At 74.3% G+C, this 15,671-nt stretch carries 17 protein-coding genes and 1 tRNA gene; 7 read left to right on the top strand and 11 right to left on the bottom strand.

Features of this window, described 5'->3' with window-relative positions; translation table 11 throughout:
* The first annotated feature begins 44 nt into the window (after positions 1 to 44).
* Positions 45 to 785, top strand: coding sequence for an ABC transporter ATP-binding protein (locus ACFU5J_RS04945; RefSeq protein ID WP_430574266.1), 741 nt, complete (start codon positions 45 to 47; stop codon positions 783 to 785).
* A complete protein-coding gene (locus tag ACFU5J_RS04940) occupies positions 782 to 2,173 on the top strand; it encodes an FtsX-like permease family protein (protein ID WP_430578015.1) in 1,392 nt (463 codons plus the stop codon). The genes ACFU5J_RS04945 and ACFU5J_RS04940 overlap by 4 nt, the downstream gene beginning before the upstream one ends.
* Positions 2,174 to 2,195: 22 nt before the next feature.
* On the opposite strand, the gene ACFU5J_RS04935 is transcribed toward ACFU5J_RS04940, so the two are convergent.
* Complete coding sequence (locus tag ACFU5J_RS04935) at positions 2,196 to 2,744, bottom strand: GNAT family N-acetyltransferase (RefSeq protein WP_430578014.1); 549 nt, start codon at positions 2,742 to 2,744, stop codon at positions 2,196 to 2,198.
* A 47-nt stretch (positions 2,745 to 2,791) separates the two neighbouring features.
* Between ACFU5J_RS04935 and ACFU5J_RS04930 the strand changes: the two genes are divergently transcribed.
* Positions 2,792 to 3,367 (top strand): helix-turn-helix domain-containing protein, encoded by a 576-nt coding sequence (locus ACFU5J_RS04930; RefSeq protein WP_430574263.1) that lies wholly within the window; start codon positions 2,792 to 2,794, stop codon positions 3,365 to 3,367.
* Positions 3,368 to 3,374: 7 nt separating this feature from the next.
* On the opposite strand, the gene ACFU5J_RS04925 is transcribed toward ACFU5J_RS04930, so the two are convergent.
* Together ACFU5J_RS04925 and ACFU5J_RS04920 are read right to left on the bottom strand one after the other, a co-directional pair.
* Positions 3,375 to 3,683 (bottom strand): DUF3467 domain-containing protein, encoded by a 309-nt coding sequence (locus tag ACFU5J_RS04925; protein ID WP_430574262.1) that lies wholly within the window; start codon positions 3,681 to 3,683, stop codon positions 3,375 to 3,377.
* 116 nt (positions 3,684 to 3,799) lie between these two features.
* Positions 3,800 to 4,681 (bottom strand): NmrA/HSCARG family protein, encoded by an 882-nt coding sequence (locus ACFU5J_RS04920; protein ID WP_430578013.1) that lies wholly within the window; start codon positions 4,679 to 4,681, stop codon positions 3,800 to 3,802.
* A 388-nt stretch (positions 4,682 to 5,069) separates the two neighbouring features.
* Between ACFU5J_RS04920 and ACFU5J_RS04915 the strand changes: the two genes are divergently transcribed.
* Positions 5,070 to 5,984: a hypothetical protein gene (locus tag ACFU5J_RS04915; protein WP_430578012.1), complete on the top strand. Its 915-nt coding sequence runs from the start codon at positions 5,070 to 5,072 to the stop codon at positions 5,982 to 5,984.
* Positions 5,985 to 6,057: 73 nt separating this feature from the next.
* On the opposite strand, the gene ACFU5J_RS04910 is transcribed toward ACFU5J_RS04915, so the two are convergent.
* Positions 6,058 to 6,130, bottom strand: a tRNA-Thr gene (locus ACFU5J_RS04910).
* Positions 6,131 to 6,354: 224 nt separating this feature from the next.
* Here ACFU5J_RS04910 and ACFU5J_RS04905 point away from each other — a divergent pair.
* The gene (locus ACFU5J_RS04905) at positions 6,355 to 7,269 is read left to right on the top strand and encodes a PrsW family intramembrane metalloprotease (protein ID WP_430574259.1); all 915 of its coding nucleotides are present in this window, start codon (positions 6,355 to 6,357) and stop codon (positions 7,267 to 7,269) included.
* Between the two features lie 18 nt (positions 7,270 to 7,287).
* Here ACFU5J_RS04905 and ACFU5J_RS04900 read toward each other — a convergent pair whose 3' ends face one another.
* The 5 genes from ACFU5J_RS04900 to tmk form a co-directional block, all read right to left on the bottom strand.
* Entirely contained in the window at positions 7,288 to 8,874 is a 1,587-nt protein-coding gene (locus ACFU5J_RS04900; RefSeq protein ID WP_430578011.1) for an alpha/beta hydrolase, read from the bottom strand.
* Positions 8,875 to 8,921: 47 nt separating this feature from the next.
* Positions 8,922 to 9,497, bottom strand: a complete 576-nt coding sequence (locus ACFU5J_RS04895) for a hypothetical protein (RefSeq protein ID WP_430578010.1) — start codon at positions 9,495 to 9,497, stop codon at positions 8,922 to 8,924.
* Entirely contained in the window at positions 9,494 to 11,179 is a 1,686-nt protein-coding gene (locus ACFU5J_RS04890) for an enoyl-CoA hydratase-related protein (RefSeq protein WP_430578009.1), read from the bottom strand. Before ACFU5J_RS04890 ends, ACFU5J_RS04895 begins: the two co-directional genes overlap by 4 nt.
* Before the next feature lie 140 nt (positions 11,180 to 11,319).
* Positions 11,320 to 12,471 carry a DNA polymerase III subunit delta' gene (locus ACFU5J_RS04885; protein ID WP_430574255.1) on the bottom strand — a complete coding sequence of 384 codons (1,152 nt, stop codon included), beginning with the start codon at positions 12,469 to 12,471 and terminating at the stop codon, positions 11,320 to 11,322.
* On the bottom strand, positions 12,468 to 13,169 hold the full coding sequence (tmk, locus tag ACFU5J_RS04880; RefSeq protein WP_430574254.1) for a dTMP kinase: 702 nt from the start codon (positions 13,167 to 13,169) through the stop codon (positions 12,468 to 12,470). Before tmk ends, ACFU5J_RS04885 begins: the two co-directional genes overlap by 4 nt.
* Positions 13,170 to 13,305: 136 nt before the next feature.
* On the opposite strand from tmk, the gene ACFU5J_RS04875 reads away from it, so the two are divergent.
* Positions 13,306 to 13,716: a pyridoxamine 5'-phosphate oxidase family protein gene (locus ACFU5J_RS04875; protein WP_430574253.1), complete on the top strand. Its 411-nt coding sequence runs from the start codon at positions 13,306 to 13,308 to the stop codon at positions 13,714 to 13,716.
* A gap of 6 nt (positions 13,717 to 13,722) precedes the next feature.
* Here ACFU5J_RS04875 and ACFU5J_RS04870 read toward each other — a convergent pair whose 3' ends face one another.
* A complete protein-coding gene (locus ACFU5J_RS04870) occupies positions 13,723 to 14,784 on the bottom strand; it encodes a Gfo/Idh/MocA family protein (protein WP_430578008.1) in 1,062 nt (353 codons plus the stop codon).
* Between the two features lie 79 nt (positions 14,785 to 14,863).
* Positions 14,864 to 15,343, bottom strand: coding sequence for a MarR family winged helix-turn-helix transcriptional regulator (locus ACFU5J_RS04865; RefSeq protein WP_430578007.1), 480 nt, complete (start codon positions 15,341 to 15,343; stop codon positions 14,864 to 14,866).
* A 73-nt stretch (positions 15,344 to 15,416) separates the two neighbouring features.
* Between ACFU5J_RS04865 and ACFU5J_RS04860 the strand changes: the two genes are divergently transcribed.
* Complete coding sequence (locus ACFU5J_RS04860; RefSeq protein WP_430574250.1) at positions 15,417 to 15,629, top strand: hypothetical protein; 213 nt, start codon at positions 15,417 to 15,419, stop codon at positions 15,627 to 15,629.
* Positions 15,630 to 15,671 lie beyond the last annotated feature (42 nt).

Here is a 15,671-nt window from a genome sequence, read left to right as displayed (position 1 = left end):
TGGTCCGACGCGCCCGCTCCCCGCCCGGAGCGAGGGTGGGTGGCATGACACCTCTGCTGAGCGCGCGCGGCCTGACCATGCAGTACCCCGGCGGGGTCACGCCCGCCCTCGACGCGGTGGACCTCGACATCGGCGTGGGCGAGTCCGTCGCCGTCATGGGTGCCTCCGGCTCCGGGAAGACGACGCTGCTGCACTGTCTCGCCGGCATCCTGCGGCCGACGGCCGGCTCCGTGACCTTCGCATCCGCGGGCGGGCCCGTGCGCGTCGAGTCGCTCGACGACGCCGGCCGGTCGCGGCTGCGGCGCGAGGAGCTCGGGTTCGTCTTCCAGCAGGGCCTGCTGCTCGACGAGCTGACCGCGCTGGAGAACGTCGCCGTGGCGCGCATGCTCGGCGGGGTGCCGCGCGCGCAGGCCGAGGCGGAGGCCGCGCAGTGGCTGCACCACCTCGGCCTCGCCGGCCTGGAGCAGCGCCGGCTCGGCGAGCTGTCCGGCGGCCAGGCGCAGCGCGTCGCCATCGCGCGCGCCCAGGTCACCGGGGCGCGCCTGATCTTCGCCGACGAGCCGACCGGCGCGCTCGACTCCGCCACGTCGGTCGAGGTCCTCGACCTGCTGCTGTCCGCCACGCGCGCCGGCCGCACGCTCGTCGTCGTCACGCACGACGCGGACGTCGCCCGCCGCTGCGCCCGCACCGTCGTCCTGCGGGACGGCCGCGTCGTCTCCGACACCGGCGCGGCGCCTGCGCCCGCGGCCCCCGGTACGGCGGACGCCGCCGAGGTCGTGCGATGACCGCCGCCACCGCCCTCCCGGGCTCCCGCTCGACGGGCCCCGTCTCCACCGCCGTCGCGCTCGCGCCGCTGTTCGCGCGGCGCCGCGACGGCGACCGGCTCGCCACCGCCCTCCCCGTGGTGAGCTTCGCCGTCGTCACCGCGCTGCTGCTCCTCGTGCTGGGCGGCGCGCAGGCCTTCTTCGGGTGGGACGACGACCTCGCCTCCACCTACGCCACGCTCGCCGTCATCGCCGTCGTCCTGCTGCTCGTGCCCCTGGCCACCGTCGGCGCGTCCGCGGCGCGGCTCGCCGCCCGCCGGCGCGACGAGCGCCTCGCGTCGCTGCGCCTCCTCGGCGCCACGACCGGCACCATCACGGTCCTCACGGTGCTGGAGGCGGCCGTGACCGCGCTGGTCGGCGCCGTGCTCGGCGTCGTGGTCTACGCCGTGACCGCGCCCCTGGTCGGCCTGCTGCACTTCCGCGGCGAGGCGCTCGGGTCGCAGATGTGGGTGCCCTGGTGGTGGCTCCCCCTGGCCGTGCTCGGCGTCGCGCTGCTGGCCGCCGGGAGCGCCGTCGTCGGCCTGCGGGCGGTCGTCGTGACGCCGCTCGGCGTGCGGACCCGGCAGCGCGCCGGCACCGCGCACTGGGTGCGCGTCGTCGTCGCCGTCGGCGTGCTGCTCATCGGCCTCGTCCTCATGCAGCTCCTCGGCGTGCTCGGCGAGCTGGGCGGCATCGTCGCGGTCGTCGGCACGATGGCGGCGATCTTCGCCGGCATGCTGCTCGCCCTCGACGCCCTCGGGCCGTGGTTCGTGCGGGTGCGAGCCCGCCGGCAGGCCCGCAAGGCCGGCACCGTGCCCCGCCTCCTCGCCGCGCGCATGATCCTCGAGGACCCCAAGGCCGCCTGGCGGCAGGTCAGCGGCGTCGCCATGACGAGCTTCGTGGGCGTGTTCGGCGCCGTCGGCCTGGCCCTCTCGACCATGACCGCCACCGACGAGATGGACGCCGACGAGCGCTGGCTCATGCACGACATCTCGACCGGCGTCCTGGTCACCGTGGCCGGGTCGTTCCTCATGGTGGCGTGCTCGGTGGCCATCAACCAGGCCGCGGCCACGCTCGACCGCGGCGCCGTGCACGTGTCGCTCGACCGGCTCGGCGTGCCGCGCTCCGTGATGAGCGAGGCCTCCCGGCGGGCCGTGATGTCGGCCCTGTGGATGGTGGCGGGCGGCTCCGCCCTCGTCGCGGGCGTGCTGATCTTCCCCCTCGTCGGGATGGCGGTGTTCATCCAGCCGGTCGCCGTGATCACCGCGCTCGCGGTCTTCGCCCTCGGCTTCCTCGCCGTCCGAGGAGCCGCCGCGCTCAGCGCCCGCCTCGTGCCGGGCATCCTCGCCCGGCCCGAGCGCGTGCTCTGACCCGGCCGGGCCTGCGCGGCCGTCAGCCGTCGTGGCCGACGCTCTCCGGCCGCGGCGCGACGCCGGCCGTCTCCGCGCCGTCCTGCAGCGCGAGCGCGAGGATCTCGAGGTCGAGCCACTGCCCGAACTTCGTGCCCACCTCCGGCAGCCGTCCGACGGAACCGAAGCCGAGGGACTCGTGCAGCCGGACGGAGGCGACGTTCCCGGCCTCGATGTCCGCGAGCATCGTGCGGTGGCCCGCGGCGCGGGCGCGGGCCACGAGCTCGACCAGGAGCGCGCGGCCCAGGCCACGCCCCCGGTACCCGTCGGCCACGTAGATCGAGTCCTCGACGGTGTGCCGGTAGCCGGACTTGGCCCGCCACTGCGCGTACGTGGCGTAGCCGGCGACCTCGCCGCCGTCGTCCGCGACGACGACCGGGTTGCCGGCAGCGCGCTGCGCGGCGAACCACGCCGCCCGCTCGCTGCGCGGAACCTCGTCGTCCGTCCAGATCGCGGTGGAGGTGCGGATGGCGTCGTTGTGGATCGTCAGGATGCCGTCCAGGTCGGAGTCGGCGGCGTCACGGAGCAACATGGGCCTATAGTAGCCACCATGTCTACTATCGTATACAGCGACGTCCGATGACGGACGACCTGAGCGGAGCCCTCGCCGGCACGGTGCAGGCCGCCCGCGCCGACCGCGGGCTGACGGTCGCCGCGCTCGCGGAGGCGTCGGGGGTCTCACGCGCGATGATCTCGCGCATCGAGCGCGGCGACGCCCAGCCCACCGCCGCCCTGCTGGGCCGCCTCTCCGCGGCGCTGGGGATGACGCTCTCGGAGCTGGTCGCCCGCGCCGAGGGCGACCCGAGGCGCGTGGCCCGCCGGGCCGAGCAGCCGCGCTGGACGGACTCCGAGACGGGGTACACGCGTCGCGCCGTCTCCCCGCCCGCGAGCACCTCGCTCGAGCTCGTCGAGGTCGACCTGCCCCCCGGTGCGGAGGTGACCTACCCCGCCGAGGCGTTCCGGTTCGTCGACCAGCAGATCTGGGTGCTGGACGGCGCTCTGCGGTTCGTCGAGGGCGACCTGGTGCACGAGCTCGAGGCCGGCGACTGCCTCCAGCTGGGCACGCCGGCCGACTGCACCTTCGTCAACGCGACCCGGAGCCCCTGCCGCTACCTCGTGGTCCTCGCCAAGCTCGCGGCCCCACGACCCCGCTGACGACGGCTCAGGCGGTCTCGCCCGTCTTCTTCCCCGTCTCCCGCTCCCAGGCGTCGAGCTGCTGCGTGAGCGCCCGCGCCAGCTCGAACACCTGCTGCGGGGGGATGCGCACGCGCGACACCACGCGACCCGGCACCACGCGGCCGGTGACCGCCCCCGTGTCCGGGTCGGTCACCGGCTGCGGCGGCTTCGTAGCCGCGACGAAGTCGATGACGAACGACGTCGACGTGTGCCACAGGGACGCGAAGTCCGCGGGGACGCCGCCCTCCAGCTCCGTCGGGACGTCGATCTGGAACTTCACCTCGTTGGCGGCCATGCGGCCACTGTGACCCACGGCGGGGCCCCGGCACCAGCGCCGCCCGGGTCTCGACCCGAGCACGGGACCCCACGGCACAGGTCCTTCGGTCGGCGCGGACCGCCACGAGGCGTCGTTCAGATGGCCGGTTCCGGTTCCGCCGGCAGCGACCAGTGTGCGGCGACCCAGTCCTGCAGGGTGGTCAGCGAGGCGTGCGCCGCGCGCAGCGCGCGGACGTCCGCGCGGAACCCGATCGTGTTGAACCAGTCGAACATCGCACCCACCTCCTCGCTGTGAGCGCGGACCTGCTCGACCGGCTGGGCGACGAAGCGCACCGAGCGACCGGCGGCGCGGGCGAAGACGTCGGCGATCTGCGGGCCGGTGAGCTCGTCACCGGCGATCTCGATGGCGCGGCCCAGGTGGTCGGACGGGGCGTCGAAGGCGTCGGCCGCCAGGGTCCCGATGTCGTCCGGGGTGATCATCTGCAGTCGGGTCCGAGGGTCGAGCGCCATGGTGAAGACGAGCTCTCCGTCGACCCATCGCGGGCCGAGGTGCTCGAAGTTGGTGATGAAGAACGTCGGTCGCAGGATCGTCGCGGGCAGCCCGAGAGCCTCGATGTGGCGTTCGACCTCGCCCTTGGTCGCGAAGTGCTGCACCCGGCCGGGGCGATCGGCGCCGTCGACGGAGCTGAAGACGAGGTGGGCGATCCCGGCGCAAGCAGCCGCCTGCGCGACCGCCTTGCCCTGACGCACCTCGCCGACGAACCCGTCCGGGCCGGTGAACGTCTGCACGCTGAACACGCCGTAGGCCCCGGCCAGGGCCGCGTCCAACGAGGCGTCGTCGTCCAGGTCCCCCCGCACCAGCATCGCCCCGGCCTCCTTCAGCGCGAGCGCCTGCGGCGTGTCCGGGTCGCGGACCAGGGCCCGCACCTCCCAGCCGCGGGAGAGCAGGGCGCGTGCGACGGCACCCCCTTGCCGCCCGGTCGCCCCGGTGACCACCACGACGCGGTTCTCGTGCATGACAGGCTCCTCAACAGCGCAGTCCGGGACTGCCCTCGATGGCCGTCCCCTGAGGCACCCAGCCTGCAACCTCAACTTATCTTCAGGTCCACTCGTCGTGATCGAGATCACGCCGACACGTCGCTGAGCGACGCCGGAGCGGGTGAACTCTCGGTGGTGGCGTCCGACCGGTTCCATCGGTTGACCGGGGCCTACGCAGGTTCGTCGCGCCATCGTCCATCGCTGTTCGGTTGCCGTGGGCTGCCGTACCGCCCAGCCTGGACCAGTACCCATTCTGCGCGGCAGTCGCCGCGCTTGCGCGTGCCTGGGCACAGGGGCCCGGGCACGTTCACGTGCCTCGGACAGGGTCGTTCGGGGCATCGGCACTCACGTGTGATGGGGAGTCACCATGAGATCGGTACGAAGGATGATCGCCGGCGTCGCAGCCGGCGGAACGCTCGCCGCGGCGGGCCTGCTCGCCACGGCCCTACCGGCGCAGGCGGACGAGATCGTGATCGAAGGTTCAGGGCTGTCCGTCGTGATCAGCGACGACGTGCTGGAGCCGGGCCAGACGTTCACCGTCGACGTGACCTACACGAACGACACCGGAGGACCTTTGCGCCTCGGCACCGCCTTCAGCGGCGACCCGACCGACCTGGCGTCGGAGTTCGCCTTCGTGTCGTGCACCGCCTCGGCCGGCGCGACCTGCTCGGGCGGGGCCTCCAACCCCGGAGGCGTGGGCTTCGACCTGGACTTCCCGACCCCCCTGGCGGCCGGTGCGGTGGTCACCGGGTCGTTCGTGTTCGTCGTGGACGACGACGCCCCGGGTGGCCACACGGACACGTTCAGCACCACGGTCCAGAGATGCCCCGCCAACGGGCCGTGCGAGTTCGTGAGCCCCGGCCAAGCGGTCCTCACGATCGCCGAGGCGGAGGCGGACGTCGCCGTGTCCCTCGACGCCACGGCGAGCCTGCTCTCCTCGCGCATCACCTATGACGTGGTGGCCGCCAACACGGGACCGGGCGACGTGGGGTCTGCGACGGTCGTCGTGGACCTGCCGACACAGGTGAGCTCGGTGTCGGGCCTCCCGGCCGGATGCACCTACGCCTCGGCCACGGACGAGGTGACGTGCGCGACCGGTGCGATCGCCGACGGCGACGAGTTCGCCGGATCGTTCAGCGCGACCCTCGGCCTGCTGTCGATCGGCCAGCTGCCGGCCACGGCGACCCGTACCGCGTCGACGCCCACGGATCCGAACCCGGGCAACGACACGGCCGCCGCCGACTGCAGCGTCCTGACCAGCCTGTTGGTCTCCTGCCCCTGACCCGCACGATGGTGCTCGCCCGAGGGCATGACGAAGGCCCCGGATCGTCGAGATCCGGGGCCTTCCGTGTCGGAGCCGCCTATCAGAATCGAACTGATGACCTATTCATTACGAGTGAATCGCTCTACCGACTGAGCTAAGGCGGCGTCGCTGTCGCCCGGCTGCAACCGGATCAACGAGCGCGCCCACAGTACCCGACGCGCCGCGCGCTCTCCAAACCGGTGGGCGGGAAGCGATCTCCCTTCCGCGCGACAGAGTGCGCTGACCTCCGCATACTCGTGCTCAGCAGCCCCGCAGCACCCGTACAGCACCCCTGCCGCACCGCGCGCGCCCGGCGCCGGTCGCCTGGCCGAACATCTGGAGGACGACCATGCACCCCACCCCCGCGCCGCAGACGGTCTCCGTGCCGACAGGCCGAGGCTGGTGGTGGAAGTCGCTGATCCTGGGCGTACTGCTGTGGGCGGTCACCGCGGCCGTCACGTTCAGCACGCAGAACTCCAACCTCATCCCGACGGTCATCCTGCTCGGCAGCTTCCTGGTGCCGTTCACCGTGGTGCTGTTCGTGGTCGAGAAGGCGCACGGGTCGATCGACATCATGCTGCTGCTGGCGGCGTTCTTCTTCGGCGGCATCTTCGGTGTGCTGGGCGCGTCGATCCTGGAGTCGCACCTGTCGCCGTCGTGGTGGATCTACGTGGGTGTCGGCGCGATCGAGGAGGCCGTGAAGATCGCCGTGTTCCTCGTGGTCGGCGCGCGGGTCGCCCAGAAGACCGGCCTCAAGGGCGCGTTCCTCGGCGCGGTGGTCGGCGCCGGGTTCGCGGCGTTCGAGTCGGCGGGCTACGCGTTCAACGCCAGCCTCACCCGCCTGGGCCAGATCGACCTGGACTCCCTGCTCCAGACGGAGGCCGTGCGCGGCCTGCTCACCCCGGTCGGGCACGTGCTGTGGACGGCCATCCTGGGCGCCGCGATCTTCGGCGCCGCCTCCGCGGCGGGGAAGTACCGGTTCACGGGGGGCGTGCTGCTCGCCTACCTGACCGTCGTCGGCCTGCACGCGCTGTGGGACTCGATGGGCTTCCTGTCCGCCTGGCTGGCGATCAAGGTCACCGGCGGCCTGCACTACGAGCTCGCCTACGGCCAGCTGCTGCCGGCGACGGCGGACAGCGCGTCGACGTGGTCCACCGTCTTCTACGTGGTGGGGCTGGTGGTCATCTCCGTGCTCGGCGTCCTCGCCCTGCGGCACTGGGCCCGCAGCCACCAGCCGGCGGCCGTGGAGCACGAGCTCGCCTGACGGCGGCGCCCGCGGGCGTCAGCAAGTCGTGCCGTCCTTCGGGACGTCGCCGTCCACGAGGTACGACTCGACGACGTCCGCCACGCACGGGCGCGACGGCGAGTACGCGGTGTGCCCCTCGCCCTCGTAGGTGACGAGGACGCCGGAGTCCAGCGTCTTCGCCAGGCCCTCCGCCCACGCGTACGGGGTGGCGGGGTCGTTGGTGGTGCCGATGACGACGATCGGCGCCGCGCCCTTCGCGTGGACGTCGAACTCCTTCTTCGCCAGCGGGGCCGGCCAGTCGGCGCACGTCGTGCCGCCGTAGGCGAAGAACTCGCCGACGGTGGGCGCCTTCTTCTCGATCTCCGCCGCCTCGGCACGCATCTCGCCGACGTCCGTGGTGCCGCGGTCGTCGAGGCAGCCGACGGCGCGGAACGCCTCGGAGGAGTTCGACGAGTAGGTGCCGTCCGCGTTCCGGTCGTTGTAGGCGTCGGCGAGGTAGAGCAGCGTGTCGCCCGTCCCGCTGGTGATCGCCTCCGTGAGCGCCTGCGTGAGGACGGGCCAGTTCGCCTGGTTGTACAGGGTCAGGGCGACGCCGTAGAACGCGAGCGTGCGGGTCACGGGGCGGTCGGCGTCGGAGGTGGGCAGCGGGCGCTCGTACGCCTGGTCGAAGAGGGCCTTGATCCGCTGCATGCCGTCGTCCACCGACCCGGGCAGGGGGCAGCCCTTGCCGGCCTGACAGTCGGCCACGTACGCGCGCAGGGCGTTCTCGAAGCCGACGGACTGCCCGGCGGAGATCTCGTCCGAGGAGAGCGTCGTGTCGATGGCGCCGTCCAGCACCAGGCGGCCGGCGCGCCCCGGGAACAGGCCCGCGTAGGTGGCGCCGAGCTGCGTGCCGTACGAGTACCCGAGGTAGTGCAGCTGGTCGTCGCCGAGGACGGCGCGGAGCATGTCCATGTCCCGGGCGGCGCTCTGCGTGTCGACCTGGCCGAGGACGTCACCGGTGTGCTCCGCGCACGCCTCGCCCCACGCGCGGGACTCCGCCTCCATGGCGGCCAGCCCGTCGTCGGTGCTCGGGTCGAAGTCCTTGGCCAGCGACTCGTCCTTGCGCGCGTCGTCGAAGCACGTCACGGGCGTCGAGTCCTGCACGCCCCGCGGGTCGAACCCGACGATGTCGAACGCGTCGCGCAGCTTCTTGCCGAACGTGGAGCCGTCGTTCTCGGCGTCGCTGCGCACGAAGTCGACCCCCGAGGCGCCCGGGCCACCGGGGTTGACCAGCAGCGAGCCCTGCGGGTCCTTGCCGTCGGCGGGGTTGCGCACCAACGCCAGCTCGATGCTGCCCGCGCCCGCGTCGTGCCAGGACAGCGGCGCCGCGGCCGTCGCGCACTGCAGCCCGTTCTTGCAGTCGGTCCACTCGAGCGCCTGCCCGTAGAACTTCTCGAACCCGTCCGGTGCCTGCGACGCCGCGGGGCCCGACGCCGAGCCCGCCGGCGCCTGTTCCTTGGCGGGCGCCGTGCACCCGGCGAGGAGCAGCACCCCCGCCACGAGAGCGGCGGACGCGCGCCGACCGGTCGTGCGGGGTGTGGTCGTGCGGCGGGCGGTCGGGCGGCGCTCGTCGAGGTTCACCCGCCCAACCTACCGTCGCCCCTCGCGTGGTCCGTGCAGGGGTCGGGTCACCCCTTCGGGGCCACCCAGGCGATCGGCCCCGTCTCCCCCTCGGCACCCCGCGGCGCCACCTCGACGGTGCCCCGGTCGCCCAGCCGGACGGTCAGCGGGTCGCCCGCGTCGGCGCCCTCCGGGAGCGCGACGGCGCTGGTCGTGGGCATGTAGTCCATCGTGCACGGCCCGTCGGGCAGCTTCTCGAACGTCACGACGGCCGTCCCGCCGGACGAGTCCCGCTCGCCCTCGGGCTGCGCCAGCAGCGGGCAGGTGCTCGACCCGTAGGTCACGACCAGCAGCACGCCGGGCGTGGGCGACCAGCCGGCGCCGGCCGGGCTGTCCATCGTGCCCTCGGCGCCCTCGGGCAGACCCCGCGCGTGCTCGCCCGGGGCCAGGGCCGCCGGGTCCTCCCCCTGCTCAGGAGACGACTCGGACGCCGACGGCGACGGCTCCGGGGACGACGGCGAGGCCGAGGTCGCCGCGCCGCCCGCGCCCTCGCCGGACGCGCACGCCGTGACGAGGAGGGCGAGCACCCCCGCGGCTCCGGCCAGCAGGAGGCCGCGGGCGGCGCGGCGCGCGAGGGTCGTCATCGGGCGACGGTCTCGCGGGCGTCCTCGAACCGCAACCGCTCCGGCGTCACGGCGGGCGCGGACTTGCGCAGGAAGTCCCGCCGCTTGGCCGCGAACCCGCGGCGGTCGTCGAACAGGTCGCGCGCCATCTCGGCGAGCTCCACCGTGCGGTAGTACGACAGCGGGCGGCGCGGCGCGCGCAGCTGGGCCGTGGCGGCCGCCTCGGCGTGCCCCTCCGGCGTCGCCAGGGCCGCGGCGCGGTCGGCGAGCCAGGCGGCGAACAGGCCGGGGTCGCGCGGCCCGACGGCGTCGACCAGCCCGACGCGCGCGGCCTCCGCGACCGACACGGGCAGCTTGGCGCCGAGCAGCCGGTCGGCGTCGACCTCGCCGAGCCGCGACGCCACGGTCCAGGTGTGCAGCTCGGAGCCGAAGATGCCCATGTCGTAGTACGGGTTGAGCACCACGCCGTCGCGGGCCAGCACGACGTCGGCGCACAGGCCGGCCATCACGCCGCCGGCGCCGGCGTTCGCGGTGAACGCGGCGACGGTGAGCTGGTCGGCGCGGGCGATCGCCTCGCACAGGTCGTCGATGGCCTGGATGTTGGCCCACGCCTCCGCGGCCGGGTCCTCGGCGGCCTCGATGGCGCCCAGGTGGATGCCGTTGGAGAACGCGTGCTCGGTGCCGCGCACCACCAGCACCCGCGTGTCCTCCGTGAGGGCCTTCTCGACCGCGGTGGTCAGGCGGCGGCACTGCTGCGTGTGCATGGCCCCGCTGTACGAGCGGATCGTCAGGTACCCGACGTCGCCGTCGCGCTCGTAGAGGGACTCGGCGAGCGCCTCGGGCGCCGGGTGGAACGGGACGCCGGCGACGTCGAGCACCCAGGCGGCGGGCAGCTTGGTGCCCCGCTTCCGGTCGAGCGTGGCGGCGTACCCGACCCACAGCGTGCCGTCGCCGGTCGCGAGGGCCACCGCGTCCTCGTCGCGGCCCACGACCGTGCCGGGCTCCGCGTCCGGGGAGATCGTCTCCGGGGTCGCGACCGCGTCGAACAGGCAGACCCGCGCGCCGCGCACGGTCGCGGGCGCGCCGGGCGCCCCGTCGGCGGCCGCGACCGTGCGCGCGAGCTCGGCGGCGGGGCGCGTCAGGTCGAGCTCGAACGCGGCGCGGCGCAGCAGGGGCAGCTCGCCCGTGCCGGGCACCTCGGGGTCGAGCTCGGCGGCGGGGACCGGCGGCTCGCCCGCGGCGACCTTCCGCAGCACCTCGTCGACGCACGCCATCGCGGCGTCCGCGACCAGCCCGTTGTAGAGCGCGCTCTTGGCGACCGGCGGCGACGGCATCGCGAAGGTCGACGTCGCCCACACGGGGCCGGCGTCCATCTCCTCCACCGTGGACAGGGCGGTCACGCCCCAGCGCTCGCGCCCCTCGAGGATCGCGTGGTCCAGCGAGGACGGCCCGCGGTCGCCGACCGGCCCGGGGTGGACGACGACGGTGGTCCAGCGCCGCCACACGTCCTCGGGCACGCGGTGCTTGAGGAACGGCGCCAGGATCAGGTCCGGGCCGATCTCCTCGACGCGCGCGACCAGGTCCTCCGGCGCGGAGAAGGCCGGCGCGAGCTCGACGCCGACGTCGTGCCCCCGGTCCGCCAGATGCCCCCACACGCGCTGCGTGAGCCCGTTGAACGCCGAGACGAGCAGCAGGATCCTCATGCCAACCCCCAGTCAGATCGCGGAGGCCACCATGGCCCCCGCCGCGGAACACCTCACAGCATCGGGGGGCGATCAGGCAACTATCGGCCTCGCGCCGAGGCGCCACCGACCGCCCCCGGAGCCGCTCGGGCGGCCTGGGATCAGCCCTGCGGGCGGAGCGCGACGGTCATCGCCTCGAGGGCGAGCAGCGGCGCCACGTTGCCCTCGAGGCGCTCCCGCGCGGTGCCGATCGCGTCCATCCGGCGGATGGTCTGCTCCGGCGTCGAGTCGGCGGCGAGCGCGCGGACGGTCGCGTCGTGCTCGGCGTTCACCAGGTCGACCGCGGCGCCGAGCTGCACCACGAGCACGTCGCGGTACAGGGACAGCAGGTCCACCATCGACCGGTCGAGGACGTCGCGCTGGCGCCGCGTGGCGCGCCGCTTCTGGTCGTCCTCGAGCTGCTTGAGCTGCGAGCGCAGGCGGGGCGGCAGCGTGTCGCCCTCGTGCACGCCGAGCGCGCGCAGCAGCTCCGCCTTCTCGACGGCGTCCCGCTCCGTCGTCGCCGCGACGGCCTCGGCCTTGGCGACGTCCACCAGCTCGCCCGCCGCGAGGACGGCGTCGCCCACCCCGCGGATGCGGCGCGCCACCTCGAGCACGGCGTCGCGGCGCCGGCGGGCGTCCCCGTCGCGCGCGAGCCGGCGCGCCAGCCCGACGTGCGACTGCGCGGCCCGCGCCGCCGTCAGCGCGACCGCCGGGTCGACGCCGTCGCGGCGCACCAGCAGGTCCGCCACGTCCTGGGCGGGCGGCACCCGCAGCACGACGCCCCGGCAGCGGGACCGGATGGTCGGCAGCACGTCCTGGGCGCTCGGGGCGCACAGCACCCAGACGGTGTGCGGCGGCGGCTCCTCGATGGCCTTGAGCAGCACGTTCGTGGTGCGCTCCGCCATGCGGTCCGCGTCCTCGACGACGATGACGCGGTAGCGGCCCGAGGACGGCGTGCGCGACGCCGTCATGATGAGGTCGCGCACCTCGTCGATGGTGATGACCACCTTGTCGGTGGCCACGACGGTGAGGTCCGGGTGCGTGCCGGCGAGCGTCGTCGTGCAGGCGTGGCAGCGGCCGCAGCCGCCGGTCTCGCCGTCGCTGCCCGTGCACTGGAGCGCCGCGGCGAAGGCGCGCGCCGCCACGGAACGGCCGGAGCCGGGCGGCCCGGTGAGCAGCCACGCGTGCGTCATCGCGGACGGGTCGGTGGCGGCGCGGCGCAGCAGGGCGACCGCGTCGGGCTGCCCGACGACGTCGTCCCACACGCTCATGCGCGTCCCTCCCCCGGCTCGGCCGCCTCGTCGGCCTCGGCGACCGCGTCGGAGACGGCCTCCTCGACCACCGGCGTGAGGTCGAGGCGTGCGGCGACGTCCACGCGCACCTGCGCCTGCACGTCGTCGAGCGGCGCGGCCGCGTCCACCACCACCCAGCGCTCGGGGTCGGCCGCCGCGCGGCGCAGGAACGTCTCGCGCGTGCGCCGGTGGAACTCGTCGCCGGCGCGCTCCAGGCGGTCCGGCGCCCCGGACAGGCGGGCGGCGCCGACGACCGGGTCGAGGTCGAGCAGCACGGTGACGTCGGGGAGCAGGTCGCGGGTGGCCCACAGCGACAGCGCCTCGATCTCCTCCTCGGAGAGCTCGCGGCCACCCGCCTGGTACGCCACCGACGAGTCGAGGTATCGGTCGGTCACGACCACCGCGCCGCGCTCCAGCGCCGGCCGCACGACCGTCGCGACGTGGTGGGCGCGGTCCGCCGCGTACAGCAGCGCCTCGCTGCGGGCGTCCATGTCGCCGCCGTGCAGGACGTGCCTGCGCAGCTCGAGGCCGAGCGCCGTGCCGCCCGGCTCGCGCGTCACGACGACCTCCCGGCCCGTCACCTCGTGCAGCCAGTCGCCCAGCAGCCGGACGTGCGTGGTCTTGCCGACGCCGTCGCCGCCCTCGAACGAGACGAAGTACCCGGGTGCGCTGCTCACGCAGACACGGTAGTCGGTGGCGGCGACAACGCGTCGCGCGGGCACCGCGTGACCCACTCCATCCCGGCCCGCCGCGCGACACGGCCGTCGGGGCGCGACGATGGGAGCGACACCGCCCGTCGTACCAGGAGGTCGCATGCCTGCCGAGTCGTCGTCCAGCCAGCCCGTCACCCTCCTCACGGAGGACGCCTGCTGGGACTTCCTGCGCACGCAGAGCCTCGGCCGGCTCGCCACGGCCGTCGGCGGCGAGGCGGAGATCTTCCCCGTGTCCTTCGCCGCGGCGGACGGCGTCGTGTACTTCCGCACCCACCCGGGGACGAAGCTCGTCGAGCTCACGGTGAACTCGCGGGTGGCGTTCGAGGCCGACGAGTGGGGCGAGAGCGTCGCGACGAGCGTCGTGGTGAAGGGCACGGCGCGGATCCTCGAGACCGACGCGGAGCTCGACGCCGCGCGCGCCACCGGCCTGGTCAGCTACCAGGACGACGGCAAGAACGTGTGGGTGAGCATCACGCCGACCGACGTCAGCGGCCGGCGCCTCACGCGCTGAGGCGGCTCACTCGCCCGGGTAGACGACCCCCACCTGGCGGCGCACCTCGTCGAGGGTGTCCATGACCTCCAGCGTGCCGTCCCACGACATGCGCGGGCTCTGGGTCTCCCCCGCCGTGACGCGGCGCGCGACCTCGGCGGCCTGGTACTGCTTGCCCTCGCCGCGGAACCCGTCGTAGGCCCAGGTGGCGCCGTCGTGCCGCTCGACCGTGAACGACGTCGGCGCGTAGAAGGTGCGCGCCACCTCGATGCGCCCCTCGGTCCCGGAGATCACAGCCGTGTTCGCGGTGCGCGACCACAGCGTAGTCGAGAGCGTGGCCTGCACGCCGTCCGGGTAGCCGAGCACCATGCCGACCTGCCCGTCCACGCCGGTCTCGGCGAGCGCCCCGACCGCCGTGACGGTCGTGGGGGCGCCCAGCAGGTCCTGGGCGAACGACACGGGGTAGACGCCGAGGTCCAGCAGCGCTCCGCCGGCCAGGCCGGGGGCGTAGAGGCGGTGCTCGGGCGTGAACGGGAAGTGCTGTCCGTGGTCGGCGATGACGCTCACGACGCGCCCGATCTCGCCGCGTGCGAGGACGCCCCGCAGCGCGGCCACGTGCGGAAGGAAGCGGGTCCACATCGCCTCCATGACGAAGACGCCGGCGTCGCGGGCGGCGTCGAGCACCTCCCGCGCCTGGGCGGCGTCCTGCGTGAACGCCTTCTCCACGAGCACGTGCTTGCCGGCGCGGACCGCGAGCAGCGCGTGCTCGTGGTGGTGGCTGTGCGGCGTCGCCACGTAGACGACGTCGACCTCCGGGTCGGACACGAGCGCCGCGTAGTCGCCGTGCGTCCGCGCGCCGGGCGCGTGCGCGGCGGCGAACGCCTCCGCCTTGGCCACGTCGCGCGACCCCACCGCGACGACCGACGACGCCGTGTGCTGCCGGACCCCGTCGGAGAACGACCCGGCGATGTTGCCGGCGCCCAGCACGCCCCAGCGCACGGCCGGCGCGGTGCGCGGGTCGGGCACCGTCCCCGCGAGGTCGTCGGGGGTGAGGCCGGGCGCGAACGAGGCGGGTGTGACGTCGGTCATGAGCGTCACCGTACCTGCCTCGCCGCGAGGTCGAGGCGAGAGCCCGAGATCGATGTTCCGGACCTCGAGCTCGAACCGCTCACCTCGACCTCGGCCCCGTCGCGGGCTGCGCGCCCTGCGAGGCGGCGACCACCCGGTCGGCGACGTCGCGCACCTGCTCCAGCTCGGGCAGGCTCAGCCCGCTGGCGGCGACGACGGCGGCGGGGACCTGCTCCGCCCGCGCCCGCAGCGCGCGGCCGGCGTCGGTGAGGTGCAGCTCGACGACGCGCGCGTCGCCGCTGGCCCGGCGCCGTTCGAGGAGGCCCTGCCGCTCCAGCCGCTTGAGCAGCGGCGAGAGGGTGCCCGGGTCGAGCAGCAGCCGGGCGGACAGCCCGGTGACGGTGGTGGGGGTGCCCGCTCGGTCGTCCTGCCACAGGCCCAGCATCACCAGGTACTGCGGGTGCGTGAGCCCCATCGGCTCGAGGATCGGCCGGTAGATCGACACCATCGCGCGCGCGGCCGCCGAGAGGGAGAAGCACACCTGGGCCTCGAGGCGCAGGGGGTCGGCGGGCAGGTCCATGCGCACAGCCTACGAGGCGTTTATAGTTGGTGCACCAACAGTTGGACCACCAAGTGATTTCTCGAGGAGTCTCATGGCACGGCGCGCACGTCGCGAGGACGACCGGACCTGGGGGATGAAGGTCACCGAGTTCTTCCTGCCCTTCTTCGGGCCGGCGTCGATCCGGAAGTCCCCACCGGTGCCCCCGACGGAGGAGGACATCGCCCGGGACACCCGGTTGCGGCAGACCCTCGAGCGCGTCACCCGGCCCGACGGGCACGTCTACCTCGTCGAGCGCGAGGACTGAGCGCGAGGACTGAGCGCCAGGAGTGCGCGCCGGCCCCGAGGG

This window comes from Isoptericola sp. NPDC057559, from assembly GCF_042801555.1.
In the GTDB taxonomy this organism is placed as follows: domain Bacteria; phylum Actinomycetota; class Actinomycetes; order Actinomycetales; family Cellulomonadaceae; genus Isoptericola.
The sequence above is the reverse complement of the archived record's forward strand: the minus strand, read 5'-3'. Positions and strand labels throughout refer to the sequence as shown.